Origin of the sequence: Kribbella voronezhensis, assembly GCF_004365175.1 — a bacterium.
In the GTDB taxonomy this organism is placed as follows: Bacteria; Actinomycetota; Actinomycetes; order Propionibacteriales; family Kribbellaceae; genus Kribbella; species Kribbella voronezhensis.
The window spans coordinates 1482609-1508281 of the sequence record NZ_SOCE01000002.1; the positions used below are offsets into that span (position 1 = coordinate 1482609).

Genomic DNA, 25673 nt, shown 5'->3' on the forward strand with positions numbered 1-25673 from the left:
CGGGCCAAGTGCCTGTGGACAACGTTCTGCACGGGGTGGCGTTCTGCTGGCATGCTTCCGCCATGTCCGATCAGCCGCTGCCGCGTTCCGTCCGGATCGGCTATGCCCTGGGGTCCGTCGCGACCGGCTCGTTCGCGACGGTGCCGGGCCTGTTGCTGCTCCCCTATCTCACCGACACTCTCGGTATCGCGGCCGCGGTGGCCGGCGCGATCGTGTTGTTGCCCAAGGCCCTCGATGTGGTGCTCAACCCGGTCGCGGGCAGGATCAGCGACCGGTATCGCTCCGCACTCGGCCCCCGCCGGCCGTTCCTGCTCCGCGGAGGTTTGTCCCTCGCGGCCTGCTTCGCCGTGCTCTTCGCCGGACCGGATCTCGACTCGCAGCTGGTCGACGCGGCGTGGGTGCTGCTGGCATTCGTGGGTTGCGCGACGGCGTACGCGTTCTTCCAGGTTCCGTACATTGCGATGCCGGCCGAGATCACCGACGACTATCGCGAGCGCACCAGCCTGATGTCGTGGCGGGTGGCCGTGCTGACCGTCGCGATCCTGATCAGCGGCGGCAGTTCGCCGGCGATCCGCGACGCGATCGGCGGCCGCGACGGCTACCGGGTGATGGGCCTGGTCGTCGCATTGTTGCTGACGATCGGCACAGTCGGCGCGTACTACGGGACGCGGCGGGCGCCCGTCGGTCGGCCGGGTGAGGCCACAGGAACGCTCCGCGAGCAGCTTCGGGTGGTAGCGCAGGCCGCCAACTTCCGATGGCTGCTGCTGACGTTGATGCTGCAGGCGCTGGCGATCGGCTCGATGCTGGCGGGGATCGACTACCTCGCGCGCTACGTCCTTCGAGATCCCGGCGGCGCGTCGATCGCCTTCATCTGCGTGGTCGGTCCGGCGTTGGTGGTCAGCCCAGTTTGGCTTGCCGTGGGCAACAGGTTCGGCAAGAAGGCCGGCTTCCAAGCGGCTTCGGCCGTGCTCGCCCTGGGTGCGCTGGCGCTGCTACCTGCTGAACACGTGCCGGCCTGGTGTGTGTACCTCGCGACGGGTGTGGTCGGGATCGGGTTCACCGGCGTGCAGGTCTTTCCGCTGGCGATGCTGCCGGATGTGGCGGCGGTGGACGCGGCGCGGAGCGGCGTACGCCGGGCCGGCGTGTTCACCGGCATCTGGACGGCAGGCGAAACGCTCGGGCTCGCGTTGGGGCCAGGGCTGTATGCGTTGGTGCTGGCCGCGGGAGGCTATGTGTCGTCGACCGGGCGGGATGCCGTTCAGCCCGACTCGGCCGTCACCGCGATCGTCGCCGGGATGTCCGTGGTGCCAGTGGCATTGACGGTTGCCAGCTTCTTCACCTTGCAGCGGTACAGGTTGACGGCGGACGAAGTACTGGAGGCACGATGAGTGACGTCCTGGCCCGATTGAAGGCCTTGCAGGAAGGCGATCTGCCGACACATGGCGGCAGCACGCTCGCCTATGTCTACGACTCGGGCCTCGCGGAGGCGGACGAGATCGGTCGACAGGCACTGGCTTTGTACGGCGCTACGAACGGCCTCGATCCGACAGTGTTCCCGAGTCTGCGCACACTCGAGAACGACCTGGTGGGGTGGGCGGCTCGGCTGCTCCAAGGTGGATCGGGTGCGGTCGGCACGGTGACGTCGGGCGGCACCGAGTCGATCCTGCTCGCCGTACAAACAGCCCGAGACGCAGCGCGAAGCGGCGCAGGTACGCCGTCAGCCGACACCAGGTCGCCGAGCGTGAGCGCCGGGTCGCCGAGCAGCCGGCCGCCCACGAGCGCACCGCCCAGCGGCGGATCGCCCAGCATGGTGTTGCCGGCGACGGCTCATGCGGCGTTCTTCAAGGCGGCGCACTACTTCGGTGTGCGGCCGGTTGTTGTCGACGTGGATCCGGTGACGTTCAAAGCGCGACCCGAAGCGCTCGCGGCTGCCTGCGACGACAGCACCGTGCTCGTCGTGGCCAGCGCTCCGTCGTACGCGCACGGCGTGGTTGATCCGGTGCCGGAGATCGCGGCGCTGGCGGCGGAGCGGGGAATCCGGTGCCATGTGGACGCGTGCATCGGCGGCTGGGTGCTCCCGTATCTGCGGGCCGACGGAATCCGGGTGCCCGACTTCGACTTCGCGGTGCCGGGTGTGACGAGCATTTCGGTGGACCTGCACAAGTACGCGTACACACCGAAGGGCGCGTCGATCCTGCTGCATCGGTCGGCTGAGCTGCGGCGGCCGCAGTTCTTCGCTCACGCCGACTGGCCCGGGTACACGATGCTCAACTCGACCACCCAGTCCACGAAGTCGGGTGCTCCGCTGGCAGCAGCCTGGGCTGTCGTCCAGCACATCGGCGATGCCGGTTACCAACGACTCGCGCGGATCGCTTACGACGGCGCGGTGCGGCTCGCCGATATGGCAGACGAGGTTGACGGGCTGACCGTGCTGGCGCCGCCCGCCACCACGCTGGTGGCTTTACGCAGCGACGAGCGGGCGGATGTGTTCACGATTGCCGACGAGATGGCCGCGCTCGGGTGGTTCGTGCAGCCGCAACTGAGCTTCCGGGATCAACCACCCTCCCTGCATCTGACCGTGAGCGCGGCGACCGCCGATCGGATCGACGAACTCATCGCGGCGCTGCGTACCGCAGTACAGAAAGCGCAGGTCGCCGGGCCTGTGCAGGTTGCTCCGGAGTTGGCGGCTGCGGCGGGCGGGCTCGATCCGGCGACATTGGACGATGCAGCGTTCGACGGACTGCTCGCGCTTGCCGGGCTGGGAGACGCCGGCGCGCTGCCGGAACGGATGGCGCCCGTGAACGCACTGCTCAACGTCGCCCCACCACGGCTACGGGAGGCGCTGTTGATCGCCTTTCTCGATCGCCTGATGCGACCCACCTGATCCCCTCCCGACCGACCTGAATCCCGTCAGGTTCGACCCACCTGCCCCGACCGGCGGCCGCTGTTGCATGCTGGCGCGAGTGTCTGTGCCGGCGAGGGTGCCGACTTGTGAAGCCGTGCGAAGGAGTATGCCGATGGTGACCGATCCGACCGCAGGTCCGGCCGCGTCGACGCGCGCGCTGCCGCAGTCCGTGCTGATGCCGCTGACCGGGGCGGCGATCTTCCTCGTGGTCCGGATCGAGCCGGGCGGCGAGGAGACCACCCGGGCACTGCTCGAGCGGATCACCGGGCTGACCCGTGGCATCGGTTTCCGGGTGCCGGACGGTGGGCTGTCGTGCGTGACGAGCATCGGCTCGCAGGCGTGGGACCGGCTGTTCGACGCTCCGCGCCCGGCCAAGCTGCACCCGTTCGTGGAGCTGAACGGCGGCAAGCACCGGGCTGTCTCGACGCCGGGCGATCTGCTGTTCCACCTCCGGGCCGGCCAGCTCGACCTGTGCTTCGAGCTCGCCCGGCAGGTGATGAAGGAACTCGACGGCGCCGCGACGGTGATCGACGAGGTGCACGGCTTCAAGTACTTCGAGATGCGCGACCTGCTCGGCTTCGTCGACGGCACCGAGAACCCGGCCGGTGTCGAGGCGGAGCAGGCTGTGCTTATCGGGTCCGAGGATCCGCAGTACGCCGGCGGCAGCTATGTGATCGTGCAGAAGTACGTGCACGATATGAAGGCCTGGGAGGCGTTGACGGTCGAGCAGCAGGAACACGTCATCGGCCGCACCAAGCTGGAGGACATCGAGCTGACCGACGACGTGAAGCCGTCGAACGCGCACATCGCGCTGAACGTCATCGAGGACACCGACGGCAACGAACTGCAGATCCTGCGCGACAACATGCCGTTCGGCTCGATCGGCTCCGAGGAGTTCGGCACGTACTTCATCGGCTACGCCAAGGACCCCGGCGTCACCGAACTGATGCTGCGGCGGATGTTCCTGGGCGAGCCGGAGGGCAACTACGACCGCATCCTCGACTTCTCCACGGCGACCACCGGCACGCTCTTCTTCACTCCGACCGCCGACTTCCTGGACGACCTCCCACCGGCGCCCTGACCGCGGTACGCCGACCGCCAATAGCCGCAAATTGTCGGTGGCGTGGGTGAGACTGGGACCATGTTGTTAGCCGATGTGGTCGCCACCTCCACCGCGTTGAGCCAGACCCGGTCCCGCCGGGCCAAGGCGGATCTGATCGCGACCCTGCTGGTCAGCGCCACCGACCCGGAGGAGACGGCGATCGTCGTCACGTACCTGTCCGGCGAGCTGCGCCAACGGCGTACGGGCGTCGGCTGGCGGACGCTGATGGACGCGCCGGCGCCCGCCGAGTCGGCCTCGCTCACGGTCGAGGAGGTCGACCAGGCGTTCGCCGAGCTGGCTGAGATCGCCGGAGCCGGCTCACAAGCCAAGCGGCGGGCCGCAGTCGACGCGCTGTTCGAGCGCGCGACGGCCGAGGAGCAGAAGTTTCTGCGCCTGCTGGTCGGCGGGGAGCTGCGTCAAGGCGCCCTTGACGGTGTGATGGCCGACGCGGTCGGCAAGGCGACCGGCGTCCCGCTGGCGAAGATCCGCGCGGCGACCATGCTGCGCGGTGCCGCCGCGCCGGTCGCGGTCGCCGTACTGACCGAGGGGGAAGCCGGGCTCGACCAGTTCAAGCTGGAGGTCGGGCGCGGTGTGCAGCCGATGCTCGCCCAGTCCGCGACCAGCATCGCCGAGGCGATGGGCAAGACCGGCACCCCGGCGGCGATCGAGTGGAAGCTCGACGGCATCCGCATCCAGGTGCACCGCGACGGTGACGAGGTCGTCGTCTACACCCGCACGCTGGACGACATCACCGGCCGCGTCCCCGAGGTCGTCACGGCCGTCCGCGAGTTGAAGGTCGACAAGATCGTCCTCGACGGCGAGCTGATCGCGCTCCGCCCCGACGGCCGCCCGGAAGCCTTCCAGGTGACCGGTTCCCGTACTGCGACGCGCGCCGCGACCGGCCCGGAGACGGTTCCTCTGACGCCGTACTTCTTCGACATCCTGCACCTGGACGGCAACGATCTGCTCGGCCTCGACAGCACCGAGCGGCACGAGTGGCTGAGCAAGGTCATCCCGGAGGAGCGGCGGATCCCCCGGCTCGTCACCGACAACGCGGACGCCGGCGAGGCGTTCTTCACCGACGCCGTGAAGCGCGGACACGAGGGCGTGATGGTGAAGTCGCTGTCGGTGCCGTACGAAGCGGGCCGGCGAGGGTCCGGGTGGGTGAAGGTCAAACAGACGCACACACTCGACCTGGTCGTGCTCGCGGCGGAATGGGGACACGGTCGGCGTACCGGCTGGTTGTCCAATCTCCATCTGGGTGCGCGGGACGAGGAGACCGGCGAGTTCGTGATGCTGGGCAAGACGTTCAAGGGACTGACCGACGAGTTGTTGCGGTGGCAGACGGAGAAGTTCCAGCAGCTCGAGGTGCGTCGGGACGACTACACGGTCTATCTGCGGCCCGAGGTGGTGGTCGAGATCGCGTTCGACGGAGTACAGACCTCGACCCGGTATCCGGGCGGGATGGCGCTGCGGTTCGCCCGGGTGGTGCGGTACCGCGAGGACAAGACGCCCGACCAGGTCGACACGGTCCAGGCGGTCCGTGCCATCCACCAACCCACGGAAAGCCAACAGCCCGAAGACGTCGATCCGCCAGACCTCGCGAGCCCTCCGTCCGATGATCGCCCGGCCACCGAGGCCCAGCCTTCCGCGGACGAAGGTCGTTCGGCGGGCGGGGGTGGTCGTTCGGCGCAAGGAACCGGCGAGGGGGAAGAATCGCCGGTATGACTGACGAGCAGACGCCGGATCCTGATCTCGCCTCGCGGCGACTGGCTGCGGAATCGCTGGCCGAGAACGATCCGACCGGATGGTTCGAGAAGCTGTACGCCGCGGCCGGCGAAGGCCGGGCTGTTGTGCCGTGGGACCGCGGGGGTGCGCACGCGATGCTCACCGAGTGGGCCGAGACGGCGGATCCGCAGGGGGAAGGCAAGCGGGCACTGGTCGTCGGTGCGGGGACCGGCTGGGATGCCGAACTCATTGCCGATCTCGGCTTCGACACGATCGCCTTCGACATCTCCCCGTCCGCCGTCGAAGCCGCGCGAGAAGCGCACCCGGCGACCAAGGTCGACTACGTGGTCGCTGATCTCCTCAATCCGCCGGCTGAATGGCAAGGTGCTTTCGACCTCGTCGTCGAGATCTACACCGTGCAGGCGCTGCCCATCGATTTGCAGCCCGCCGCGACCAAGCAGGTGACCGCCCAGGTCCGCGTCGGCGGCACCCTCGTCGTCATCGCCGCCGCCCGCGACGAGCTCGACGGCAAGGAGATCCCGGACGACCAGGTCGAGGGCCCACCCTGGCCCCTCACCCGAGCCGCCATCGACGCCTTCGCCACCGGCGACGTCCGCCTGATCGACCTCGACAAACAACCCAGCCCCACCGCCCCCACCAACCTCCGCTGGCGAGCCGAATACCTCCGCGACTGACTCTCCACAGCCGACACTCCCCCGAACGCCCTGGGAACACTGGCGAAACAGCTTCAGGCCCTTGATTGCCGGAGCGGGGTTAGGCGGGTTGCCAGAGTTCTATTCGGTTGCCTTCGGGGTCGGTGACCCAGGCGAAGCGGCCGACGCCTTCGAGGTCTTGGGGGGCGTCGGCGAGGTCGGCGCCCTTGGCGCGGAGTTGGGCGAGCATCGCGTCGAGGTCACGGACGCGGAAGTTGAGCATCGTCTGCTGGGTGCGTGATCCGAAGTACTCGGTGTCGGATTCGAAGGTCGCGAAGACTGTCGGGCCGGACGGTTGCTGCCACAGGCCGTTCTCGTCGGTGTCGAGGCCGAGGCAATCGCGGTACCAGGCGCTCAGGGCGGCGGGGTCGGCGGATCGCAGGAAGTAGCCGCCGATGCCTTGCACACGTTCCATGCCGACATCCTGCCAGGACGCCGACAGAACGCGCTCGCCGTGGCGGAGACCGCGCGTGCGAACCGGGCGCCCGACAGAACGCGCTCGGCATGGCGGAGATCGGGCGTGCGAACGGGCGCGTCCGGAGTCGCGCGCGACGGTGGATGGGACGGTGCGGGGTGCGGCTTATCGGGTGGGAGTTGGTGGGAGGGCGAGTTCGGCCAAGAGGCCGTAGTGGTCGCTGACGGTGTTGTGGGGATGGTCGAGGATGCGGTGGCAGGCCGTGACTGCCAGGGTGGGGCCGCCGTGGGGAGCGCAGCGGATCAGGATGTAGTCGATGCGGCGGTACGGCCAGTCCCAGTCGTTGCTGTGCGGGTTGCCGGGGACGAAGGTGTGGCCCGGTTCGGTGGGATGGGCGCTGGCCCACGCGTCGCGGTAGCAGACGCTGAAGTCGTTGACGACGTGCTTGCCGGTCCAGAACCGCATGCTGTCGGCATCTGCCTCCGCGTCGAAGTCACCCGCAACCAGCACATGTCCCGGTTCCTTGGTGGCCAGGTCCTCGAGGATGTGCGCGGTGGCAGCGGCTTGCAGGCGTCGTTCTTGTTCGTGGTCGAGTTGCCAGTCGGGGAAGTGGTTCGCCAGCCAGATCCGGCCGATCGGTTCCGGCGCGAGAACTTCGGTGATCAGCGCGGTGCAGGCGAAGTCGGTGGCGCGGGTGGTGAGGTGGAGGTCGATCTCTTCGATCCAGCCGATCGGCCAGCGACTCGCTGTGGTGATGCCCTGACCGTCGGATTCTCGCGCGGCTTGATGGACCACGTGGTACGCCGGATCGAGGAACTCCCCCGTTTGGTCGTAGTCGGCCGTGACGATGGTCTCCTGCAACGTGATCAGGTCGGGAGCAAGCTCCGCGAACTCCCGAGTGAGGACGTCGCGCCGACCGGACCAGTCACCGCGGGTCCCCCAGACATTGAGCGTGGCAAGGCTGAGGGTGCTCATGGGACAGGCCTCCCGCTGGGCGTCACCGCCGCCAGCTCCGCTCCGACACCGAAATGGTCACTCGGCCACGTCCCGCCTCGCGGCTGGTCGAACAGTCTTCGGCAACGGGCGACATCGAGCGTGGGCCCGTACTCCGAGCAGCGGATGAAGATGTAGTCGATTCGCCGTCCGAGTTCGAGTTCCCAGTCACCGACCTCGGCCGTGGTGGTGAGCGTGTTCTCCGGGGTGAAGGTGTGGCCGGGTTCGTTCGCATGGGTCGCCGCCCACGCATCTCGGTAGCAGACACTGAAGCCCTCCAGAGATTGCTTCCCGGTCCAGAAGCGGATGCTGGCGGCATCCGGTGTCGCGTCGAGGTCACCGGCGACGATCACATGTCTGCGCGCAGTGCCTACGAGGTCTTCGATCGCGCGGGCCACGGCCACGGTCTGCCGTTCTCTCTCGGCCTCGTGGGTGAGCTGCCAGTCGGGCAGGTGGTTGACGAAGAGCAACCGGCCGACCGGATCAGGCGCCTCGATCTCGGTCACCAGCGCTGAGCAGACGAAGCCGGCAGGTCGGGGCCCGGACGGGAGCTCGACTTCGTGAACAGCCGTGACAGGCCAGCGGGACGCCACGGAGATGCCCTGCCCGTCAGCTTCGCGTTCAGTGTGGTGCACGAACTGGTAACCGTCGCCGAGAACCTCGCGCGCCTGATCCACCGAGCCGTTGGTCGCGGTCTCTTGCAACGCCACCAGATCCGGGCTGAACTCTGCGAATCCCTCGGCGATCAGCTTCCGCCGGGCAGCCCAGTTCTCCCGTAGGCCGAACATGTTGAGCGTGGCGATCCTCAAGGTCTCGATGCTGCTCATGCCACCCGATACCCACTCCCCCGGAAATCAACGAGGCGTGAAGTCGCACGGAAGTAATCTGAACTCTATGGGAACAGGTGTTCGAAAATGAGGTAGCCTTGGGGCATGGCGGGGCGTAGTGAGGCGGGGCCGACGGCGTTGCGGATCATGTTGGGTGCGCAGCTCAGGCGGTTGCGCGAGCAGGCAGGGGTGACGCGATCCGATGCCGGGTGGGCGATCCGGGCGTCGGAGTCGAAGATCAGCCGGATGGAGCTTGGCCGGGTCGGGTTCAAGGAGCGCGACGTCGCCGATCTGCTCGGTTTGTACCAGGTTGCCGACCCAGCCGAGCGGGAGAAGCTGCTGCAGTTGGCCCGCGATGCGAACAATCGCGGCTGGTGGCATCGCTACGGGGACGTCACACCTGATTGGTTCGATGCGTACCTCGGACTCGAAGCGGCCGCCGAGTTGATCCGGACGTACGAGATCCAGTTCGTTCCCGGGTTGCTGCAGACCCCGGCGTACACCAGAGCCGTTGCCCGGCTGACGCCCGCGGGTGAGCGGTCCGAGGAAGAGGTCGACCGGATCGTCGCACTGCGGCGGTCCCGGCAGGCGGTGCTCGACCGGGACCCACCGCTGCGGCTGTGGGCGGTGATCGAGGAATCCATGCTGTGGCGGCCAATCGGCGGTGTCGAAGTACTCCGGGAGCAGCTCACCTCATTGCTCCAGGCGATCCGCCGGCCGAATGTCACCTTGCAGATCATCCCGACCGCCACGACCGGACACTCGGCCACCGGTGGCGCGTTCAGCGTGCTGCGATTCCCGCAGGCCGATCTGCCCGACGTGGTCTATCTGGAGCACGTCACCAGCGCCCTGTACCTCGACAAGCGCGACGACGTCGACGCCTACACCCACATCCTGGACACCCTCGCGGTCGCCGGCCCCCGCCCCCAGGAGGCGGAGCGCCAGCTGACCACGATCCTCGACGAACTCACATAGCCGGGCTGCTCCACGCAGGTCAGCCGACAGCGTGCGACCAACCACCAGCCTCCGAGCCGACCCGGCAGACGTGTCAGGCGGTGGCCAGTACTTCGAGGAGGCGGGGGGCGAAGGTGGGTGGGTTGTCGGCGAAGGCGGTGTGGCCGCCTGGGAACATGGTCGGCTCGATGTCCAGAGCACTCGCCAGGGCTCGGGTAGTGCGGTCGCAGAGCTGGCCGGTCGATGCTTCGCCGATGGCCGCGATGATGCGGGGCCGGCCGGCACGGAGTACGGGCAGGTCGGGCTTCCAGCTGGTGGTCCACCGCAGTTCGTGTTCGAACCAGCGGCGCTCGTCGGCCAGCTGCGCTGCCGGCCGATCGGGGCCGAACATCAGCTCCAGGACGCCCGGCGGCAGGTCGATGTTCGCCTGCGCCATGAATTGGCCCCACGCGCCGAGGATGTCGCCGTCGAGGTAGGTCGCGATCAGCTTCTCGGTCCCGGCGTGCAGTTCGTCGCGATCCTCGAGCAGCTCACACAAGGGCGGCTCGTGCGCGATGACCGTGCGCGCCTGGTCGGGGTACGCCTGCGCGAACGCGAGTGCCGTGATGGCGCCACCGCTCGATCCGAACACGATCGCCGGGCCGGCGTCGACCTTCGTCAACAGCGCGGACAGATCAGCGGCGCGAAGTTGCGGTGTCGAGTCCTGGTCCGGATCACTGACCGTACTGCGGTCGATGCCGCGCGGGTCCGTGGTCAGCACGGTGTAGTCGGACGCGATCAGGTCCGCCACCGATGCGAAGGACCTGGCGCCCATCGGTGATCCGACCAGCGCGACCAGCGGCCCACTTCCGCGCAGTTCGTAGTACAGGTCGGCACCGGGGACGGTCAGGGTGTGGTTCATCGAGGTTCTCCTCAGCAGATTCGGTCTGATGTCGGGAGTAGGACTCCTGCCACAGCCGAAACTCATCGCTCGAATCCGAAACCGATGAACTCCGTGGGTCGAAGTAGTGCGATAGTCGGCGCCATGCCCACGAATCCAGCGCCACGCCGCTTCCTGCGAAGTGATCCGTCCAGGCGCCGGAAGGTGCCCATCGAGACGGTGCAGCGCTGGGTGTTCGCGGTGATCCTGATTCATATCGGCGGCTCTCCGGCGCTGGCGCTCGCGGCGTACAGCCCGCACATGGAGCAGGCGAAGCATTCCACTGGCGTCGGTCTGTGGATCATGTCGGGGGTGGTCGGCCTGGCCACCACAGCCGGCGTACTCCTGATCCACCAACGCTCGCTGCTGTCCCCCTGGCTCGTCCTCGGAGTGCTGCCGATGGCTGTCGCGGCCTTCTACGTCTTCTGACCGGCAACTGCCGCCCTGACGATGTCTCAGGGCGGCTGCGGCTGCAATCAGTTGAGGCCGTTGACCCACAGTTGGTCGACGCGGGAGGCCTCGGTGCTGTTGGGGTAGGGGTTGGTGCACGACGTACCAGGTCCGCCGCCCGACATCAGTTCGCTGCAGGGGCCGGAGTAGTGATCCGGCAGGCCGAGCACGTGGCCGGTCTCGTGTGCGGTCACGCGAGTGGAGTTGTACTGCTGGTTCTGGCGGTAGTCCAGGAAGATGTAGCCGCTGCCATGGCCGTCGGTGCTGGCGAAGGAGCCGCGCGAGTCGTTTCCTTCCCGGTAGTAGAAGTCGTAGTTGCTGCCTTCGGCCAGGGTCACGTTGTTGGTGGCGTTGTTCCAGATCTGCGCGGACCGGGCGATCTGGGTGCGGAAGCTGGGTGCGCGGCTGGTGCTGTAGACGACGGTGACCGCGGCGGTCTTGTTGCCGAGCTTGGCCCGCTTGGCCTGGGCCGACTTCATCACCGCGTCGTAGAACGCCTTGTTGTTGGCCGCTTCCTGCGGGCTGCCGACGTACCCGGAGACGGAATGCGCGGGAGCCGGGGCGGCGGTGCTCGGCGCGGCGGCGGCGACCGGTACGGCCACGGCGACCGCGGCGAACACGGCGATGGACAGCATTCTGCGTGAAGACATACGGAACCTCACTACTCACTCTGGGCGGAGAGCGATCAGTCGGTCACTGTTCGCTACCGGGATGCTGGCAGCGCGGCCGATATTCCGCACCACTTCGGCGAAAAGCTGCGGGCAATCCTTCAGCGCCGGCTGTCGCGGTACGGCGCCCGCAGCGGATCCCCTTCGCGATCCCGGGGACGTGCGGAACGCACACTTCGGGTGGTTTCGACTGGACGGGCGCCCTGCTGAGCGGGTATAGCGGAAGGAGGTGGCTCCCGTGCGCGCGGACGACGAGGTCCGCGGCAGGGTGTCTTGAGGAGTGGACGATGGCGATCACCACCCGCCCGCGAACAGCGGAAGAGGTCCCGCAATCTCTGCTGCCGAGGCGACAGCGGCGCCGCAAGGGCGAGCTCGTGGTCAAGTGGCTGACCACCACCGACCACAAGCTGATCGGCCACCTGTACCTGGTCACCTCGTTCGCCTTCTTCCTGATCGGCGGCGTGATGGCGCTGCTGATCCGCGCCGAGCTGGCCAAGCCGGGGCTGCAGATCGTGAACGAAGAGGTCTACAACCAGCTCTTCACCATGCACGGCACGATCATGCTGCTGCTGTTCGCGACGCCGCTGTTCGTCGGCTTCGCGAACGTGATCATGCCGGTCCAGATCGGCGCGCCCGACGTCGCCTTCCCGCGGCTCAACATGTTCAGCTACTGGTTGTTCCTGTTCGGCGGTCTGATCACGCTGTCCGGGTTCTTCACCCCGGGTGGCGCGGCCGACTTCGGCTGGACGGCGTACGCGCCGCTGTCGGGTGGGGATCGTTCGCCGAACATCGGCGGCGATCTGTGGACGATGGGGCTGTGGATGGCCGGCCTGGGCACGATCCTGGGCGGCGTCAACTTCGTCACCACGATCATCACGATGCGGGCGCCGGGCATGACGATGTTCCGGCTCCCCATCTTCTGCTGGAACATCCTGGTGACGTCGATCCTCGTGCTGATCGCGTTCCCGATCCTGGCCGGCGCGCTGCTCATGCTCGAAGCCGATCGCCGGCTCGGCGCGCACGTCTTCGACGCGGCCAACGGCGGAGCCCTGCTCTGGCAGCATCTGTTCTGGTTCTTCGGCCATCCCGAGGTCTACATCATCGCGCTGCCGTTCTTCGGCATCATCACCGAGATCCTGCCGGTCTTCAGCCGCAAGCCGATCTTCGGGTACGTCGGCCTGATCGCCGCCACCCTCGGCATCGGCGCGTTGTCGATCGCGGTCTGGGCGCACCACATGTTCGTCACCGGCGCGGTGAACCTGCCGTTCTTCTCGTTCATGACGTTCCTGATCGCGGTCCCGACCGGGGTGAAGTTCTTCAACTGGATCGGCACGATGTGGGGCGGCCGGGTCTCCTTCGACACGCCGATGCTGTGGTCGATCGGCTTCCTCGTCACCTTCCTGTTCGGCGGATTGACCGGCGTCATTCTCGCGTCCCCCGCGCTCGACTATCAGGTCTCTGATACGTACTTCGTGGTCGCGCACTTCCACTACGTCGTGTTCGGCACGGTGGTGTTCGCGATGTTCGCGGGCTTCTACTTCTGGTGGCCCAAGATGACCGGCCGGATGCTGGACGAGAAGCTCGGCAAGCTGCACTTCTGGCTGCTGTTCATCGGCTTCCACACGACGTTCCTGGTGCAGCACTGGCTCGGCGTCGAGGGGATGCCGCGGCGCATCGCGACGTACGGCGCGCACGACGGCTTCACCACCTTGAACGACGTGTCGAGTGTCGGCGCCTTCATTCTCGGCCTTTCGACGTTGCCGTTCCTGTACAACGTCTACAAGTCGCGCAAGACACCGCTGGTCGGTGTCGACGACCCGTGGGGCTGGGGCCGCTCGCTGGAGTGGGCGACCAGTTCACCGCCACCACGGCACAACTTCCTGCAGTTGCCGCGGATCCGGTCCGAGAGCCCCGCTTTCGACCTGCACCACCCGGACATCGCGAAGATGGAGTACGCCGACTCCGGCGCACCGCGCGACAACCTGCTCGACGCCGGCGAGGACCAGGGCCGCGCCGACCTCCTCGAGGAAAACGACCAGGGCTCCTGACGCCCCGACCCGACTGAAGCCGGCCTGTTCTCAGCCCGCGCCGCGGCCGGACGCGGCGATGCCCTCGGAGGTCAGGGCTGGATGTTCTGCAGATCCTCCAGGAGGCTGGGGTGGACGGGCTTCCAGCCGAGTGCTTCCTGGGTACGGGTGCTGGACGACGGCTGGTCCGCCGCGAAGATCACCCCGAGAGGCCCGTACGTCTCCTGGGGCACTGCCGAGACCGGAAGCCCTAGCCGCCGGCCGATCACCGCGGCGATGTCACGCACGGCATCGCCCTCGTCGGCAACGGCATGCCAGGCAGACCCGGCCGGCGCAGACTCCAGCGCCAACCGGAAGAGCACAGCCGCGTCGAGGGCATGGACGGCCGGCCAACGCTGGGTCCCGTCACCTGGATAGCCGGAGACACCGGTTCGGCGCGCGATATCCGTCAGCAGACCGGCGAATCCGCCCTTCCCTTCGTTGTGGACCGTGCGTGGCAGACGCACCGCAGTACTGCGGACGCCGCGGGCCGCCAACTCCAGAACACCCGTGACCGCGCGACCACGTCCGCCGACCGGCCCGTCGGTCGGCACTGGGTCCGCCTCAGTGGAGGCGCGGCCCGGCACCCACGGCGTACCGGAAACGGTGACGAACGGCCGGTCGGTGCCGACGAGTTCGTCGCCCAAGGCCGCGAGGGCGGCACTCTCCTCGGCGACGGACCGCGCGACGCTCTCAGCGCTACTGAAGTCGTGACCGAAGGCCAAGTGGATCACCCCGTCTGCCTGGGCCGCGCCGGCGCGGAGGGTGTCTAGGTCGCCGAGACTGCCTCGCAGCACCTCGGCGCCGGCCTTTTCGGCAGCGAGTGCGGATGCCTCGGAGCGAGCAAGCGTCAGCACGGTATGGCCGTTGGCGAGCAGTTCGGCGACGACGGCGGAGCCGATCAGTCCGGTGCCGCCGGTGACAAAGACGCGCATGAGAACTCTCCTGAAAGTGATGGGACTAGTGTCCTATCACCATAGCAGAGTGATGGGACACTAGTCCCATCACGTAGGATCGGGCCATGGCACGCTGGGAACCAGGAGCGCGTGAGCGGCTCGTCGTCGCGGCGGTCGAACTCTTTACCGAGCAGGGGTACGACGCCACGACGGTCGCGCAGATCGCGGAGCGGGCCGGAGTCACCCGAAGCACCTTCTTCCGGTACTTCCCCGACAAGCGCGAGCTCCTGGTCGCCGGGCAGGACACCCTCAGCCGGCTGTTGACCGAGGGCATCGCCGATGCACCCGTTGGCGCCAGCCCGCTCGAGGCGGTCGCCGCCGGACTCGAACGCGCGTCGAGCGCGATGGGCGCGATGAACCGCGAACTCGGGCCACGCCTGAAGGCGGCTGTCGCGGCCAGCGCCGAACTCCAGGAACGGGACGCTCTGAAGAGCGTCGGTCTCGCGGCCGCGATGACCACGGCGCTCGTGGCCCGCGGCGTGCCCGACCCGACCGCCCAGTTGGCCGGCGAACTGGGCGTCCTCGCCTTCAAGCGAGGCTATGCCCAGTGGTCCGAGTCCGACGCCGACGAAGCCCTCGCGCCGTACGCCGTGGCGGCCCTCAACGAGCTCCGCAAGGCCACCGCGGCCCTGGGCTGACCATCGAGGCGCCAGGCCTATCAGATCTCCTCACGCACTGTAATCGGGCGGTCGCTGTCAAGGCGCACGGACGGTCTGGCTAGACTCGGCCCGCTCGCGCTCGGGCGGGCGCGTTGGGCTTTGCGTGGCAGACTTCCCGATGTTGTCGCCGCGCTCCAATATCAGGGGAGATTTGCAGTGAGCAAGCGTGTCGAACAGAAGGCCCGGACGCGGGAACGGGTCGCGGCGGAGCTGGCTGCGCAGCAGCGGAGCGAACGCCGCAGGCGACTGCTGCTGGCCGTCGGAGCCCTCGTTGTCGTGGTCGCCGTCATCGGCGGTCTGGTCGCCATTCGGCTGGCCGGCGGTGAGAAGAAGACCGCGACCGGACCGTCCGGCGCGGCCGACAGCCAGCTCATGACCGCGCTCACCTCCATCCCCGCCGACACGTTCAACGCAGTCGGCACCGGCTCGGCCCAGGGCGGCCCGTCGGAGATCACCGCGCCGGCGTTGACCGACGGCGGTAAGCCGAAGGTGCTCTACATCGGTGCCGAGTTCTGCCCGTACTGCGCGGCAGAGCGCTGGCCGGTCACGGTCGCGCTCGCCCGGTTCGGGACCTTCAGCAATCTCGGCACTACGCACTCCGCAGGCGACGACGTGAGCCCGAACACGCCCACGCTGTCCTTCCACGGCGCGACCTACACCAGCCAGTACCTGGCGTTCACCGGTGTCGAGACGACCACGAACGAGAAGGTGAACGGTCAGTACGCCCCGCTGGACACACCGACCGCGGCCGACCAGAAGACGTTCGACACCTACAACAAGCCGCCGTACGTGCAGAGCGCGGGCTCGATCCCGTTCATCGACCTCGGTGGGAAGTTCGTCTCCGCCGGCGCGACGTACAGTCCGGACCTGCTGGCCGGCAAGACCCAGACCGAGATCGCGAACGCGTTGAAGGACTCGTCGAGCCCGATCGCCAAAGCCATCGACGGCTCTGCCAACCTCTACACGGCCGCGCTCTGCAAGCTGACCAACAACCAGCCCAGCGCGGTCTGCACGAGCGAGGCCGTTACTGCGGCGGCCGGCAAGCTCGGGAAGAGCTGAGCATGAGCGGGGCCGCACCCACCCAGCAGCGCTCGCAGCAAGCGTCTCCACTGGGCTGGCTACCGTGGGCCACGTTGGTCGTGTCGATCGCAGGCCTGGCCGTAGCGGCGTACCTGACGTACGAGCACTTCACTGCCGGTACGACGCTCGCCTGCCCGAACACCGGCGTCGTCAACTGCGCCAAGGTCACCAGCAGTCAGTACTCGAAGCTTGCCGGGATACCGGTCGCGCTGCTGGGTCTCGGCTTCTTCGCGGCGATGACCGTGTTGTCACTGCCGCCGTTCTGGCGGACGGCGTCGCCCTGGCCCAGCCGCGCGCGGCTGGCGGCAGTCATCGTCGGCGTGGTCTTCGTCTGCTACCTGATCTGGGCCGAGCTCTTCCAGATCAACGCCATCTGCCTGTGGTGCACCGTGGTCCACGCTCTGACCATCATCCTGTTCGGTCTCGTCGTCATCCGGCTGGCACTCCCACCCCTCGACTGACGGCCGATCAGGACCTCTTCCGCACGAGGCGCAGCGCAGTACGGCGTACGTCGGGCGCCAGGTCTTCGCCTGAGTCGAGGAGCCTTCGCGCGTGCTCCGGGTTCCGTCGTCCCACCCAGTTCGCGACTGTGACTTCGTGGGTGGGGCGGTGTTCGATGGTCACGAGGTCTCCGGCAGCCACGCTTCCGGTGGTCAGGACAGCCAGGTAGGCGCCGACCCGCCGGCTCGCGGAGAACTCTTTGTGGAACGCGGGTATCCCCATCCGCAGCGACAGGTTGTCACACGGTGACCGCGGCATCCGTACCTCGACGACGACGTCCGCACCGAGCCGCCATCGCTCCCCCAGCAACGCATGCGTGCAATCGATGCCCTCGGTGGTCAGGTTCTCACCGAACAAGCCAGGAGGGATGTCCCTGTCCAGTCTCTTCGCCCACCAGGCAGCGTCTTCCGTCGCGTAGGCGTAGAGGGCCTTGTCCGGCCCTCCGTGGTAGCGACGGTCGCACTGCGTGTCGCCGGAGAGGCCGAGCGTTCCCACCTCGATCCGTCCGGTCGCCGGCCGCTTGTCGATAGCGGTCTGCCGGCCGGCGCCCGGACGAATCTCATGAACGACGTTCACGGCGTACAGCCGTCCCTGGTCACCTTTCCCCATGCTTCCAGGGTGCACCATCGCCTTGGCATCGGACTTGATCGTTCTTGCTGTTCAGCTCCGCCTGCTCGGCCTCACGGCCGGACGTTGTGGTTCTGGCTGAAGAGATTGGCCGGGTCGTACTGGTGCTTGACGGTGACGAGGCGTTCGTAGGTCGCCGTCGGATAGACCGCCGCGGTGTCCTCGTCGTCCGCCGAGCTCAGGAAGTTCGCGTAGGCGCCGGTGGCGTGCGGAGCGAGTCTGCTCCAGACCCCGTCCAGGCCCGGGCGGGCGGCCGCGATCGCCGGGGGCGGCCCGATCACCGTGGTCGCGAACATCAGCTCTGCCTGGCGATGCGCGTACGCCGTCGCGTCGGCGGCGACCCGGGCCACCGCTCCCCCGACGCTTCGGACGGCGATGATCGGGGACCGCTCGGACGCGCCGGTCTCGGCGAGGATTCGCAGGACGTCCGGGACGGCATCCTTGTCGGCGAAGGCGCTGCGGGTGACGACCTCGATACCGGGCGGCGGGGCCATGCCCGCCTCGAGGGTTTCCGCGACCGGCTTGAGCGCGACGTCGTCGGCGATCACCGTGCCGAGGCGGCGGATCGGGTCGAGCGCCTGGGCCGCGAGGTCCGGGTCGTCGCCGTCGAAGACGACCAGGATCTCGACCGGCGCGTCGGGTCCGCCGGTGAAGGGGTTGGCAAACGTCACGGTCGAGGTGAGGTCTTCGGTCGCGGTGCGCAGATAGTCGGCCCAGCCTTGGAGGACCGTGGCCAACTCAGTTGCGGGGAAGGCGATCTTCCCGTGGAAGACGTCCGTCGTCGGGTGCGCCACGAGGTCGAAGGCGGTGACGATCCCGAAGTTCCCCCCGCCGCCGCGCAGCGCCCAGAAGAGGTCCGCGTTCTCCTCCTCACTCGCTCGCACGACCGATCCGTCGGCAGTGACCACCTCGGCCGCGACCAGGTTGTCCAGGGTCAGACCGTACTTCCTGACCTTCCACCCGATGCCGCCACTCAGGGTCAGGCCGCCGACACCGACGCTCTTGGTGTCACCCGAGGAGATCGACAGGCCGTGGGCGCTCAGCACGTTCGCCACGTGCCCCCAGGTGGCTCCGCCGCCGATCCGTACGACGTGGCGCTCCTTGTCGACGACCTCCACGGTCGCGAGACCGCCGAGGTCGATCACCACGCCGCCGGCGTTGGTCCCGAAGCCCGCGAAGGCATGACCGCCGCCCCGGACCGACAACACGAGCCCGGACCCGGCCGCGTAGCGAACACCTGCCTGTACGCCGGCGACGCTCGCGGGCCGCAGGACCACCGCCGGGCTACCGGCCGTGAGCACCGAACGACTAGCTGCTTCGTACTCCGCTGCGCCCGGTTCGATGAGGTCCCCGTCGAAGCCGCGGCGGAGGGTTTCAAGCGATGAGCTCATGACATTCCTTCCACACGATGCTGAATGCCTACCCGACGAGGCAGCCCGATCTTTTGTGAGGTCGCCCGCTGTGAACCGGGCCACCGGGCCGGCTGACGATCGGGGAGGCGGGCGGTGTCCGGTGTGGACCGGGGGCTCGTGCATCCTTTGTCGGTGACAAAGTCTGATGAACTCGTTGTGCCCGCCACGATCGACGGACCCGGCAAGGACTCGGCGACCCCGCGGGGCGTCGCCGGATGGTTGCTCCGTCACCGCGTCCAGCCGGTGGGGCCGGAGGCCGGTGAGGACCACGCTGCGCCGCAGGCGTGGTGGAAGGTGATGTGCCTGACCGGCGTCGACTACTTCTCGACCCTGTCCTACCTGCCCGGTATCGCCGCACTCGCCGCCGGCGCACTGTCACCGCTGGCAACCCTGCTGATCGTCGCGCTGACCCTGCTCGGGATGCTGCCGATGTACCGCCGGGTCGCCAAGGAGAGCCCGCACGGCCAGGGGTCGATCGCGATGCTGGAGAACCTGCTGCCGTTCTGGCGGGGCAAGATCTTCGTCCTCGTGCTGCTCGGGTTCGTCGCGACCTCCTGGATCATCACCATCACGCTGTCCTCGGCCGACGCGACCGTGCACCTGATCGAGAACCCCTACAGCCCCGGTTTCCTGCAGGGCCAGGAGGTCGCGGTGACCGTCGTGTTGCTGTTGGTCCTCGGCGGCGTGTTCCTGCTCGGCTTCAGCGAAGCGGTCGGCGTCGCGATCCCCCTCGTGGGCATCTTCCTGGTCCTCAACGCCGCGATCGTGGTCGTCGGCCTGTACGACGTCGTCACCACCGGCGGCGCGTTCTCACACTGGGTCGACGCCCTCACCGAGGGCCGGAACGGCTTCGGTGGTGTCATCGGTCCGGCCGTCGTGGCGTTTCCTCTTCTCGTGCTGGGCCTTTCCGGCTTCGAGACCGGCGTCAGCATGATGCCGCTGGTCGCCGCCGACGGCGAGGACGCCGAGGAGCGGCTGGCCAGCCGGGTCCGCAACACCAGGAAGCTGCTGACGGTCGCGGCCCTGATCATGAGTGTCTATCTGCTCGCGACCAGCTTCATCACCACCGTGCTCATCCCCGCGAAGGAGTTCGAGCCGGGCGGTGCCGCGAGCGGTCGCGCGCTGGCGTACCTGGCGCACGAGAAGCTCGGCGAAGGCTTCGGCACCGTCTACGACCTCAGCAGCGTTCTGATCCTGTGGTTCGCCGGCGCATCGGCGATGGCAGGCCTGATCAACATCGTCCCGCGCTACCTTCCGGCGTACGGGATGGCGCCCGAGTGGGGGCGCGCGGTGCGCCCGGTGGTGCTGGTCTACACCGCTATCAGTATTGCCATCACGATCGCCTTCGGTGCCGATGTCGACGCCCAGGCGGGCGCCTACGCCACCGGGATCCTGGTGATGATGGTGTCCGGTGCCGTCGCCGTCACCGTCTCTGCCGGACGTCGGCGGCAGCGGCGCCAGACGATCGCGTTCAGCGTGCTCACGCTCGTCCTGCTCTACGCGCTGGTCGAGAACATTCGCGAGAAGCCGGACGGCATCGCGATCTCCGGTCTCTTCATCGCCGGCATCATCGTCGTCTCGCTGATCTCCCGGGTCTCCCGGACGACGGAACTGCGGGCTGACCGGATCGAGTTCGACGACGCCGCGCGCCGCTTCCTGACCGACTCGATCCGCGCCGACGGCATCCTCAACCTGATCGCCAACCAGCGACAGGCCGGCGACGCGGCGGAGTACGCCGCGAAGGAGGCCGACGTCCGCGCGACGGACCCGGTACCGCGGCGGACGGACATCCTGTTCCTCGAGATCGACGTCGTCGACCCGTCCACCTTCTCCGACGTCCTCCGGGTGCACGGCGTCGAGATCGACGGGCATCGCGTACTACGGGCCGACAGCCCCGCGGTGCCCAACGCGATCGCGGCGATCCTGCTCGCCTTGCGCGACACCACCGGCGTCCTGCCGCACTGTCACTTCGAGTGGTCGGAGGGGAATCCGCTCCACCACCTGCTGCGCTATCTGATCCTGGGTCGCGGCGACACGGCCCCCGTCGTACGGGAGATCATCCGCCAGCACGAGTCGGATCCCGCCCAGCGGCCGGGGATCCACGTCGGCTGAGCTTCGGGGAGGGCCGGTGGTCCTCCCCAAACTTATGCAAATTTTACTCACCCGGCCGCGCCGTGCCTGAATGGAGAGGTCAGCGACAGCCGAACGAGGGTGACCACGATGGCCGATCGGCAACTCCCCGCCGCAGTGCAATGGGCCGACGACCGGGTGGGGATCGCGAAGCTCGGCCGGAAGAACCTGCGCAAGGTCTTTCCGGATCACTGGTCGTTCATGCTCGGCGAGATCGCGCTCTACAGCTTCGTCATCCTGATCCTGACCGGGGTCTTCCTCACTTTGTGGTTCAAGCCGTCGATGGGCGAGGTCGAGTACCAGGGCTCCTACAGCCTGCTCAAAGGGCTGCACATGTCCGAGGCGTACGAGTCCACGCTGCGGATCTCGTTCGACATCCGCGGCGGCCTGCTGATGCGGCAGATCCACCACTGGGCGGCCGTGTTGTTCGTCGCGGCGATGAGCGTTCACCTGTTGCGGATCTTCTTCACCGGCGCGTTCCGCAAGCCGCGCGAACTCAACTGGCTGATCGGAATCGTGATGCTGTTCCTCGGCATCATCGAGGGTTTCATCGGCTACGGCCTGCCCGACGACCTGCTCTCCGGCACCGGGCTGCGGATCACCGAAGGGCTGGTCCTGGCCGCACCCGTCGTCGGCACCTATCTGTCGTTCTTCATCTTCGGCGGCGAGTTCCCCGGTGACGAGTTCGTCTCGCGCTTCTACACCGTGCACGTCCTGCTGATCCCGGGGATCCTGCTCGGGCTGATCACGGTCCATCTGATCCTGGTGATCTACCACAAACACACCCAGTTCCCCGGGCCTGGGCGGACCGAGAAGAACGTGGTCGGCTACCCGCTGATGCCGGTGTACATCGCCAAGGCGGGCGGTTTCTTCTTCGTCGTCTTCGGCGTGCTGGCCATGATGGGCGCTCTGCTGCAGATCAACCCGGTGTGGCTCTACGGTCCGTACAACCCGGCCGAGGTCACCGCCGGATCGCAGCCCGACTGGTACATGGCCTGGCTCGACGGCGCCGTTCGGCTCATGCCCGGTGTCGAGTCCCACTTCCTGGGCGTCACGATCAGCTGGAACGTCGTCGTACCGGCGTTGCTGATGCCGCCACTGTTCATCGGGTTCGTCGCGTTGTACCCGTTCCTCGAGCAGTTCGTCACGGGTGACAAGCGGGAGCATCATCTGCTCGACCGGCCGCGCGACGTTCCGACCCGGACCGGGATCGGCGTCGCGGTCATCACCTTCTACGGCGTGCTGTGGCTGAACAGCGGCAACGACCTGGTCGCGACCAACTTCCACTTGTCGATCAACGCGATCACCTGGGTCTGCCGGGTGTTGATCATCGCCGGTCCGGTGATCGCGTTCTGGATCACGCGCCGGATCGCGATCTCACTGCAACGCGCCGACCGCGAGCGGCTGCTGCACGGTCTGGAGACCGGCGTGATCGTCCGCCTGCCGAGCGGTGAGTACGTCGAGAGGCACGCGCCGATCTCGAAGTACGAGGCCTACACGCTCACCGCCCGAGAACGTCGTACGCCGATCGAGCCCGCGCCGGCCACCGACAGCAACGGCATACCTGCGCCGCGTCGCCGGCGGGAGCGGATCCGGGCCTGGCTCTCGTCCTTCTACTACTCGGACGACATCCAGAAGCCCACCAGCACCGAGCTCGAGACCGCAAGCCGGCACAGTGAACCGGCCGGCCGATTGGGCCCGGGTACTGGAGGTCCTGACTCGTCGGCGTGACCCGCATGCCGACTCCGACAGCAAAGCGGAGGGCAGACGGCAATGGCCGACGCAGTCGTCATCGGTGCCGGCCCGAACGGACTCGTCGCGGCGAACCAGCTGGTCGACGCCGGCTGGGACGTCGTGCTCCTCGAGGCCAACGACGCCATCGGCGGTGCCGTGCGGAGCTCGCGGGAGGTGGCGGACTCGTATGTGCACGACACCTTCAGCTCGTTCTACCCGCTGGCCGCGGTCTCCCCCACGATCCGGGCGCTCGACCTCGGGAGCTACGGACTGGAGTGGTCCAATCCGCCGGCGCCCGTCGGCAACCCGCTGAGCGACGGCGGCTGGGCACTCGTGCATCCCGACCCGGCGGACACGGCTGCCGCGCTCGATGCGATGACTCCTGGCGACGGGCAGGCATGGATGGAGCTGTACGCCGACTGGGAGCGGGTCGGCCCCGCCATCATCCAGGCGCTACTGACTCCGTTCCCGCCGGTGCGCGCCGGTGTCGACCTGGTGCGCCACCTCCTTGGTGACAGAGCTCTGAAGCGCCTGCAGCTGCTTGTGGCACCTGTTCGGTCGGTGGTCGACAGCCGCTTCCGTGGCGACGCGGCCAAGTTGCTGCTGGCAACCAATTCGCAGCACGCCGACATTCCTCCGACCGGCTGGGGCTCTGGGCTGATGGGCTGGCTGCTGGTGATGATCGCGCAGCAGTACGGCTATCCGGTACCTCGGGGTGGCGCGGGCCGGCTGAGCCAGGCGCTGGCCGACCGCTTCACCGCCCGAGGCGGCTCGATCGTCTGCGACGCCAGGGCGGATCGCATCGTCGTCCGCGACGGCCGGGCGATCGCGGTACGGACGGCCGACGGCACGGAGTACGCCGCGAAGCGCGCCGTACTCGCGGATGTGTCGGCACCGGCTTTGTACGGCGCGCTCATCCCGCCGGAAGAGCTGCCGCGGCGGACGAGAGAACGGCTCAGGTTCTTCCAGTGGGATCCCGGGACCGTCAAGGTCGACTGGGCCCTGGACGCGCCGATTCCGTGGCGCGACAAGCCGGACCTGGCGCCGGGCACTGTCCACGTCGCCGACTCGGTCGACGATCTGCGACGGTGCGCTGCGCAGATCGCTGCTGGAGCGATCCCCGACAATCCGTTCCTGCTGATGGGGCAGATGACGACTGCCGACCCGACCCGCTCCCCCGTCGGCACCGAGTCGGTCTGGGCCTACACGCACGTACCGCAACAGGTCCGCGCTGATGCCGGTGGAACCATCCGCGGCCAGTGGGACGGGGCTGACACCGAACGGATCGCCGAACGCATCGAGGCGCGGATCGAGCGCTACGCTCCCGGCTTCACCGACCACATCACAGCGCGCCGCGTCCTGACGCCGCCCGAACTCGAGCGACGCGATGCCAACCTGGTCGGCGGCGCGGTGAACGGTGGAACCTCGAGACTCCGGCAGGAACTGGTCCTGCGGCCGATGCCGGGGCTGGGTCGCGCGGAGACCGTGATCAAGTCGCTCTATCTAGCCTCTGCCTCGGCCCACCCTGGCGGCGGTGTGCACGGTGCTTGCGGCTCGAACGCCGCTCGGGCCGCGCTCCTCCACGCTCGCTGAGGCCCGGGGTGGCGTCCTCATTGCCGGACGTGGTTGGCCGGCCGAATTACATCATCGAGCCGTCTTCGCCGGGGTGGGTCTGGTGCAGTCCCGCCCGGGACTCCGCGAGGTAGGCGAGCCGCCGGAGCGTCTCGGTGTTGCGCCAGTGCAGGATCGGGTCGTACAACCGGTCCGGGATGATGTTCGCCGGGCCTTCGACCGGGTGCTCGCGCATCGTCACCACGCACCCCTCGGGCCGCGGGCTGGTGGTGAACTCGACCCGCCCGGCACCGGCCGGCCAGACCCGCACCTTGATCACCAGCCGCTCGTTCGGCTCGTACTCCTCCACGGTGGTCACGTCGTTCAGCAACAGCGGCCATGACCCGACCGAGTGATGAATGCTGGTCCCGGGCTGCGGGAAGCCCTTGTCGACAGACCGGATCCGCGCCGCACCGACCACCCACGCGGCGTACCCCCAACCGTCGGCCAGTACTGCGAACACGTCCGCCGGTGTAGCCCGTACCACCCATTCGTTTTCGCTCATGGGCGCCCTGTACCCACCGTCAATCCGGCTCGACGGTGCGGGTCACGACCCAGCGGTGCGGGGAGATCGGGCGCGTCCGGGTGAACCCGTGCTTCTCGAAAGCGGCCATCGGTCCGGTGTGCAGGAACGATCCCGACACCTTGCGGTCGTCGGTCTCCTCTGGATAGCCCTCGACCGTACCGCCGCCCAGGCGCGCGATCTCGGCCAGCGCTCCCCCGAGAGCAGCATCCGCCACCCCACGGCCGCGCAGTCCCTTACCGGTGAAGAAACAGGTGATCCGCCAGTCCGGCAGAGCGACCAGGCCCTTCTCGTACAGCCGGCGGCTCTTCACCTCCGGCACCTCCTCCGGGCTGCCGAACTGACACCAGCCCAGGCAGTCGTCGCCGGCGAACACGAGCGCGTTGTGCGTGCGCCCCTCGTGCACGCGCTGTTCCTTCTCGCTGCGGTTCTCGGCCGCCGTACGCCCCTTGCCGAGCTTCACGTGAAAGCCCATACACCAGCACCCGCCCCAGACGCCGTTGTTCGCCTCCACCAGCCGCGCGAACGCCGGCCAGGTCTCGTCCGTCAACAGCCGAACAGAGAGCTCCGTCTCCCCTGCGCCACCCATGACCACCATGTCATCACGCTTCCGCCGATCTGTCCCGCAAGGAACCGCCTGCACCTCAGGGGCTCGCCGGATCCTTGGGCGGAGCGCAGAATGAGGTGGGGTGTTCGAGCG

24 protein-coding genes are annotated in these 25673 nt (G+C 68.1%); 14 read left to right on the plus strand and 10 right to left on the minus strand.

Annotated elements, in window-relative coordinates; translation table 11 throughout:
- Window positions 1–62 precede the first annotated feature (62 nt).
- From EV138_RS34060 to EV138_RS34080, 5 genes are all read left to right on the plus strand, one after another.
- Window positions 63–1388 (plus strand): MFS transporter, encoded by a 1326-nt coding sequence (locus tag EV138_RS34060; protein WP_133984208.1) that lies wholly within the window; start codon window positions 63–65, stop codon window positions 1386–1388.
- Entirely contained in the window at window positions 1385–2884 is a 1500-nt protein-coding gene (locus EV138_RS34065) for a pyridoxal phosphate-dependent decarboxylase family protein (RefSeq protein ID WP_133984210.1), read from the plus strand. The genes EV138_RS34060 and EV138_RS34065 overlap by 4 nt, the downstream gene beginning before the upstream one ends.
- 133 nt (window positions 2885–3017) lie before the next feature.
- Complete coding sequence (locus EV138_RS34070; protein WP_133984212.1) at window positions 3018–3986, plus strand: Dyp-type peroxidase; 969 nt, start codon at window positions 3018–3020, stop codon at window positions 3984–3986.
- A 60-nt stretch (window positions 3987–4046) separates the two neighbouring features.
- On the plus strand, window positions 4047–5735 hold the full coding sequence (locus EV138_RS34075; protein ID WP_238158554.1) for an ATP-dependent DNA ligase: 1689 nt from the start codon (window positions 4047–4049) through the stop codon (window positions 5733–5735).
- Complete coding sequence (locus tag EV138_RS34080; protein WP_133984214.1) at window positions 5732–6430, plus strand: class I SAM-dependent methyltransferase; 699 nt, start codon at window positions 5732–5734, stop codon at window positions 6428–6430. The genes EV138_RS34075 and EV138_RS34080 overlap by 4 nt, the downstream gene beginning before the upstream one ends.
- 79 nt (window positions 6431–6509) lie before the next feature.
- Here EV138_RS34080 and EV138_RS34085 read toward each other — a convergent pair whose 3' ends face one another.
- From EV138_RS34085 to EV138_RS34095, 3 genes are all read right to left on the minus strand, one after another.
- Complete coding sequence (locus EV138_RS34085) at window positions 6510–6863, minus strand: VOC family protein (protein ID WP_133984216.1); 354 nt, start codon at window positions 6861–6863, stop codon at window positions 6510–6512.
- Between the two features lie 165 nt (window positions 6864–7028).
- Window positions 7029–7838 (minus strand): endonuclease/exonuclease/phosphatase family protein, encoded by an 810-nt coding sequence (locus EV138_RS34090; RefSeq protein WP_133984218.1) that lies wholly within the window; start codon window positions 7836–7838, stop codon window positions 7029–7031.
- Complete coding sequence (locus EV138_RS34095; protein ID WP_133984220.1) at window positions 7835–8683, minus strand: endonuclease/exonuclease/phosphatase family protein; 849 nt, start codon at window positions 8681–8683, stop codon at window positions 7835–7837. The genes EV138_RS34090 and EV138_RS34095 overlap by 4 nt, the downstream gene beginning before the upstream one ends.
- A gap of 105 nt (window positions 8684–8788) precedes the next feature.
- Here EV138_RS34095 and EV138_RS34100 point away from each other — a divergent pair, with 105 nt between their 5' ends.
- The gene (locus EV138_RS34100) at window positions 8789–9658 is read left to right on the plus strand and encodes a Sco1979 family transcriptional regulator (RefSeq protein WP_133984222.1); all 870 of its coding nucleotides are present in this window, start codon (window positions 8789–8791) and stop codon (window positions 9656–9658) included.
- A 73-nt stretch (window positions 9659–9731) separates the two neighbouring features.
- On the opposite strand, the gene EV138_RS34105 is transcribed toward EV138_RS34100, so the two are convergent.
- Window positions 9732–10538, minus strand: a complete 807-nt coding sequence (locus EV138_RS34105; RefSeq protein WP_133984224.1) for an alpha/beta fold hydrolase — start codon at window positions 10536–10538, stop codon at window positions 9732–9734.
- 123 nt (window positions 10539–10661) lie between these two features.
- Between EV138_RS34105 and EV138_RS34110 the strand changes: the two genes are divergently transcribed.
- Window positions 10662–10985, plus strand: a complete 324-nt coding sequence (locus tag EV138_RS34110; protein ID WP_133984226.1) for a hypothetical protein — start codon at window positions 10662–10664, stop codon at window positions 10983–10985.
- Between the two features lie 47 nt (window positions 10986–11032).
- On the opposite strand, the gene snpA is transcribed toward EV138_RS34110, so the two are convergent.
- Entirely contained in the window at window positions 11033–11656 is a 624-nt protein-coding gene (snpA, locus tag EV138_RS34115; RefSeq protein ID WP_133984228.1) for a snapalysin, read from the minus strand.
- A 305-nt stretch (window positions 11657–11961) separates the two neighbouring features.
- On the opposite strand from snpA, the gene ctaD reads away from it, so the two are divergent.
- Window positions 11962–13722 carry an aa3-type cytochrome oxidase subunit I gene (gene ctaD / locus EV138_RS34120; protein WP_133984230.1) on the plus strand — a complete coding sequence of 587 codons (1761 nt, stop codon included), beginning with the start codon at window positions 11962–11964 and terminating at the stop codon, window positions 13720–13722.
- Between the two features lie 71 nt (window positions 13723–13793).
- Here ctaD and EV138_RS34125 read toward each other — a convergent pair whose 3' ends face one another.
- The gene (locus tag EV138_RS34125; RefSeq protein WP_133984232.1) at window positions 13794–14675 is read right to left on the minus strand and encodes an SDR family oxidoreductase; all 882 of its coding nucleotides are present in this window, start codon (window positions 14673–14675) and stop codon (window positions 13794–13796) included.
- 86 nt (window positions 14676–14761) lie between these two features.
- Between EV138_RS34125 and EV138_RS34130 the strand changes: the two genes are divergently transcribed.
- The 3 genes from EV138_RS34130 to EV138_RS34140 all read left to right on the plus strand — a co-directional run bounded on the left by EV138_RS34130 (window position 14762) and on the right by EV138_RS34140 (window position 16896).
- On the plus strand, window positions 14762–15334 hold the full coding sequence (locus tag EV138_RS34130; protein WP_133984234.1) for a TetR/AcrR family transcriptional regulator: 573 nt from the start codon (window positions 14762–14764) through the stop codon (window positions 15332–15334).
- Between the two features lie 177 nt (window positions 15335–15511).
- Window positions 15512–16414 carry a DUF929 family protein gene (locus EV138_RS34135; protein WP_166678848.1) on the plus strand — a complete coding sequence of 301 codons (903 nt, stop codon included), beginning with the start codon at window positions 15512–15514 and terminating at the stop codon, window positions 16412–16414.
- A 2-nt stretch (window positions 16415–16416) separates the two neighbouring features.
- Entirely contained in the window at window positions 16417–16896 is a 480-nt protein-coding gene (locus tag EV138_RS34140) for a vitamin K epoxide reductase family protein (RefSeq protein WP_133984238.1), read from the plus strand.
- A gap of 7 nt (window positions 16897–16903) precedes the next feature.
- Here EV138_RS34140 and EV138_RS34145 read toward each other — a convergent pair whose 3' ends face one another.
- Complete coding sequence (locus EV138_RS34145; RefSeq protein ID WP_133984240.1) at window positions 16904–17545, minus strand: MOSC domain-containing protein; 642 nt, start codon at window positions 17543–17545, stop codon at window positions 16904–16906.
- A 71-nt stretch (window positions 17546–17616) separates the two neighbouring features.
- Window positions 17617–18954, minus strand: a complete 1338-nt coding sequence (locus EV138_RS34150) for an FAD-binding oxidoreductase (protein WP_133984242.1) — start codon at window positions 18952–18954, stop codon at window positions 17617–17619.
- Window positions 18955–19107: 153 nt separating this feature from the next.
- On the opposite strand from EV138_RS34150, the gene EV138_RS34155 reads away from it, so the two are divergent.
- The 3 genes from EV138_RS34155 to EV138_RS34165 all read left to right on the plus strand — a co-directional run bounded on the left by EV138_RS34155 (window position 19108) and on the right by EV138_RS34165 (window position 24432).
- Entirely contained in the window at window positions 19108–21087 is a 1980-nt protein-coding gene (locus EV138_RS34155; RefSeq protein WP_133984244.1) for an APC family permease, read from the plus strand.
- A gap of 108 nt (window positions 21088–21195) precedes the next feature.
- Window positions 21196–22836: a cytochrome bc1 complex cytochrome b subunit gene (qcrB, locus tag EV138_RS34160; RefSeq protein WP_133984246.1), complete on the plus strand. Its 1641-nt coding sequence runs from the start codon at window positions 21196–21198 to the stop codon at window positions 22834–22836.
- Between the two features lie 42 nt (window positions 22837–22878).
- Window positions 22879–24432: a phytoene desaturase family protein gene (locus tag EV138_RS34165; protein WP_133984249.1), complete on the plus strand. Its 1554-nt coding sequence runs from the start codon at window positions 22879–22881 to the stop codon at window positions 24430–24432.
- Window positions 24433–24478: 46 nt separating this feature from the next.
- On the opposite strand, the gene EV138_RS34170 is transcribed toward EV138_RS34165, so the two are convergent.
- Window positions 24479–24955 (minus strand): SRPBCC family protein, encoded by a 477-nt coding sequence (locus EV138_RS34170; protein ID WP_133984251.1) that lies wholly within the window; start codon window positions 24953–24955, stop codon window positions 24479–24481.
- 19 nt (window positions 24956–24974) lie between these two features.
- A complete protein-coding gene (locus EV138_RS34175; RefSeq protein WP_133984253.1) occupies window positions 24975–25571 on the minus strand; it encodes a GNAT family N-acetyltransferase in 597 nt (198 codons plus the stop codon).
- Window positions 25572–25673: the final 102 nt, after the last annotated feature.

What these genes read in the sequence shown, in the direction of transcription:
- EV138_RS34060 (WP_133984208.1), top strand. Translation starts at nt 63, where the DNA reads ATGTCCGATCAGCCGCTGCCGCGTTCCGTCCGGATCGGCTATGCCCTG.
- EV138_RS34065 (WP_133984210.1), top strand. Translation starts at nt 1,385, where the DNA reads ATGAGTGACGTCCTGGCCCGATTGAAGGCCTTGCAGGAAGGCGATCTG.
- EV138_RS34070 (WP_133984212.1), top strand. Translation starts at nt 3,018, where the DNA reads ATGGTGACCGATCCGACCGCAGGTCCGGCCGCGTCGACGCGCGCGCTG.
- EV138_RS34075 (WP_238158554.1), top strand. Translation starts at nt 4,047, where the DNA reads ATGTTGTTAGCCGATGTGGTCGCCACCTCCACCGCGTTGAGCCAGACC.
- EV138_RS34080 (WP_133984214.1), top strand. Translation starts at nt 5,732, where the DNA reads ATGACTGACGAGCAGACGCCGGATCCTGATCTCGCCTCGCGGCGACTG.
- EV138_RS34085 (WP_133984216.1), bottom strand. Translation starts at nt 6,863, where the DNA reads ATGGAACGTGTGCAAGGCATCGGCGGCTACTTCCTGCGATCCGCCGAC.
- EV138_RS34090 (WP_133984218.1), bottom strand. Translation starts at nt 7,838, where the DNA reads ATGAGCACCCTCAGCCTTGCCACGCTCAATGTCTGGGGGACCCGCGGT.
- EV138_RS34095 (WP_133984220.1), bottom strand. Translation starts at nt 8,683, where the DNA reads ATGAGCAGCATCGAGACCTTGAGGATCGCCACGCTCAACATGTTCGGC.
- EV138_RS34100 (WP_133984222.1), top strand. Translation starts at nt 8,789, where the DNA reads ATGGCGGGGCGTAGTGAGGCGGGGCCGACGGCGTTGCGGATCATGTTG.
- EV138_RS34105 (WP_133984224.1), bottom strand. Translation starts at nt 10,538, where the DNA reads ATGAACCACACCCTGACCGTCCCCGGTGCCGACCTGTACTACGAACTG.
- EV138_RS34110 (WP_133984226.1), top strand. Translation starts at nt 10,662, where the DNA reads ATGCCCACGAATCCAGCGCCACGCCGCTTCCTGCGAAGTGATCCGTCC.
- snpA (WP_133984228.1), bottom strand. Translation starts at nt 11,656, where the DNA reads ATGTCTTCACGCAGAATGCTGTCCATCGCCGTGTTCGCCGCGGTCGCC.
- ctaD (WP_133984230.1), top strand. Translation starts at nt 11,962, where the DNA reads ATGGCGATCACCACCCGCCCGCGAACAGCGGAAGAGGTCCCGCAATCT.
- EV138_RS34125 (WP_133984232.1), bottom strand. Translation starts at nt 14,675, where the DNA reads ATGCGCGTCTTTGTCACCGGCGGCACCGGACTGATCGGCTCCGCCGTC.
- EV138_RS34130 (WP_133984234.1), top strand. Translation starts at nt 14,762, where the DNA reads ATGGCACGCTGGGAACCAGGAGCGCGTGAGCGGCTCGTCGTCGCGGCG.
- EV138_RS34140 (WP_133984238.1), top strand. Translation starts at nt 16,417, where the DNA reads ATGAGCGGGGCCGCACCCACCCAGCAGCGCTCGCAGCAAGCGTCTCCA.
- EV138_RS34145 (WP_133984240.1), bottom strand. Translation starts at nt 17,545, where the DNA reads ATGGGGAAAGGTGACCAGGGACGGCTGTACGCCGTGAACGTCGTTCAT.
- EV138_RS34150 (WP_133984242.1), bottom strand. Translation starts at nt 18,954, where the DNA reads ATGAGCTCATCGCTTGAAACCCTCCGCCGCGGCTTCGACGGGGACCTC.
- qcrB (WP_133984246.1), top strand. Translation starts at nt 21,196, where the DNA reads ATGGCCGATCGGCAACTCCCCGCCGCAGTGCAATGGGCCGACGACCGG.
- EV138_RS34165 (WP_133984249.1), top strand. Translation starts at nt 22,879, where the DNA reads ATGGCCGACGCAGTCGTCATCGGTGCCGGCCCGAACGGACTCGTCGCG.
- EV138_RS34170 (WP_133984251.1), bottom strand. Translation starts at nt 24,955, where the DNA reads ATGAGCGAAAACGAATGGGTGGTACGGGCTACACCGGCGGACGTGTTC.
- EV138_RS34175 (WP_133984253.1), bottom strand. Translation starts at nt 25,571, where the DNA reads ATGGTGGTCATGGGTGGCGCAGGGGAGACGGAGCTCTCTGTTCGGCTG.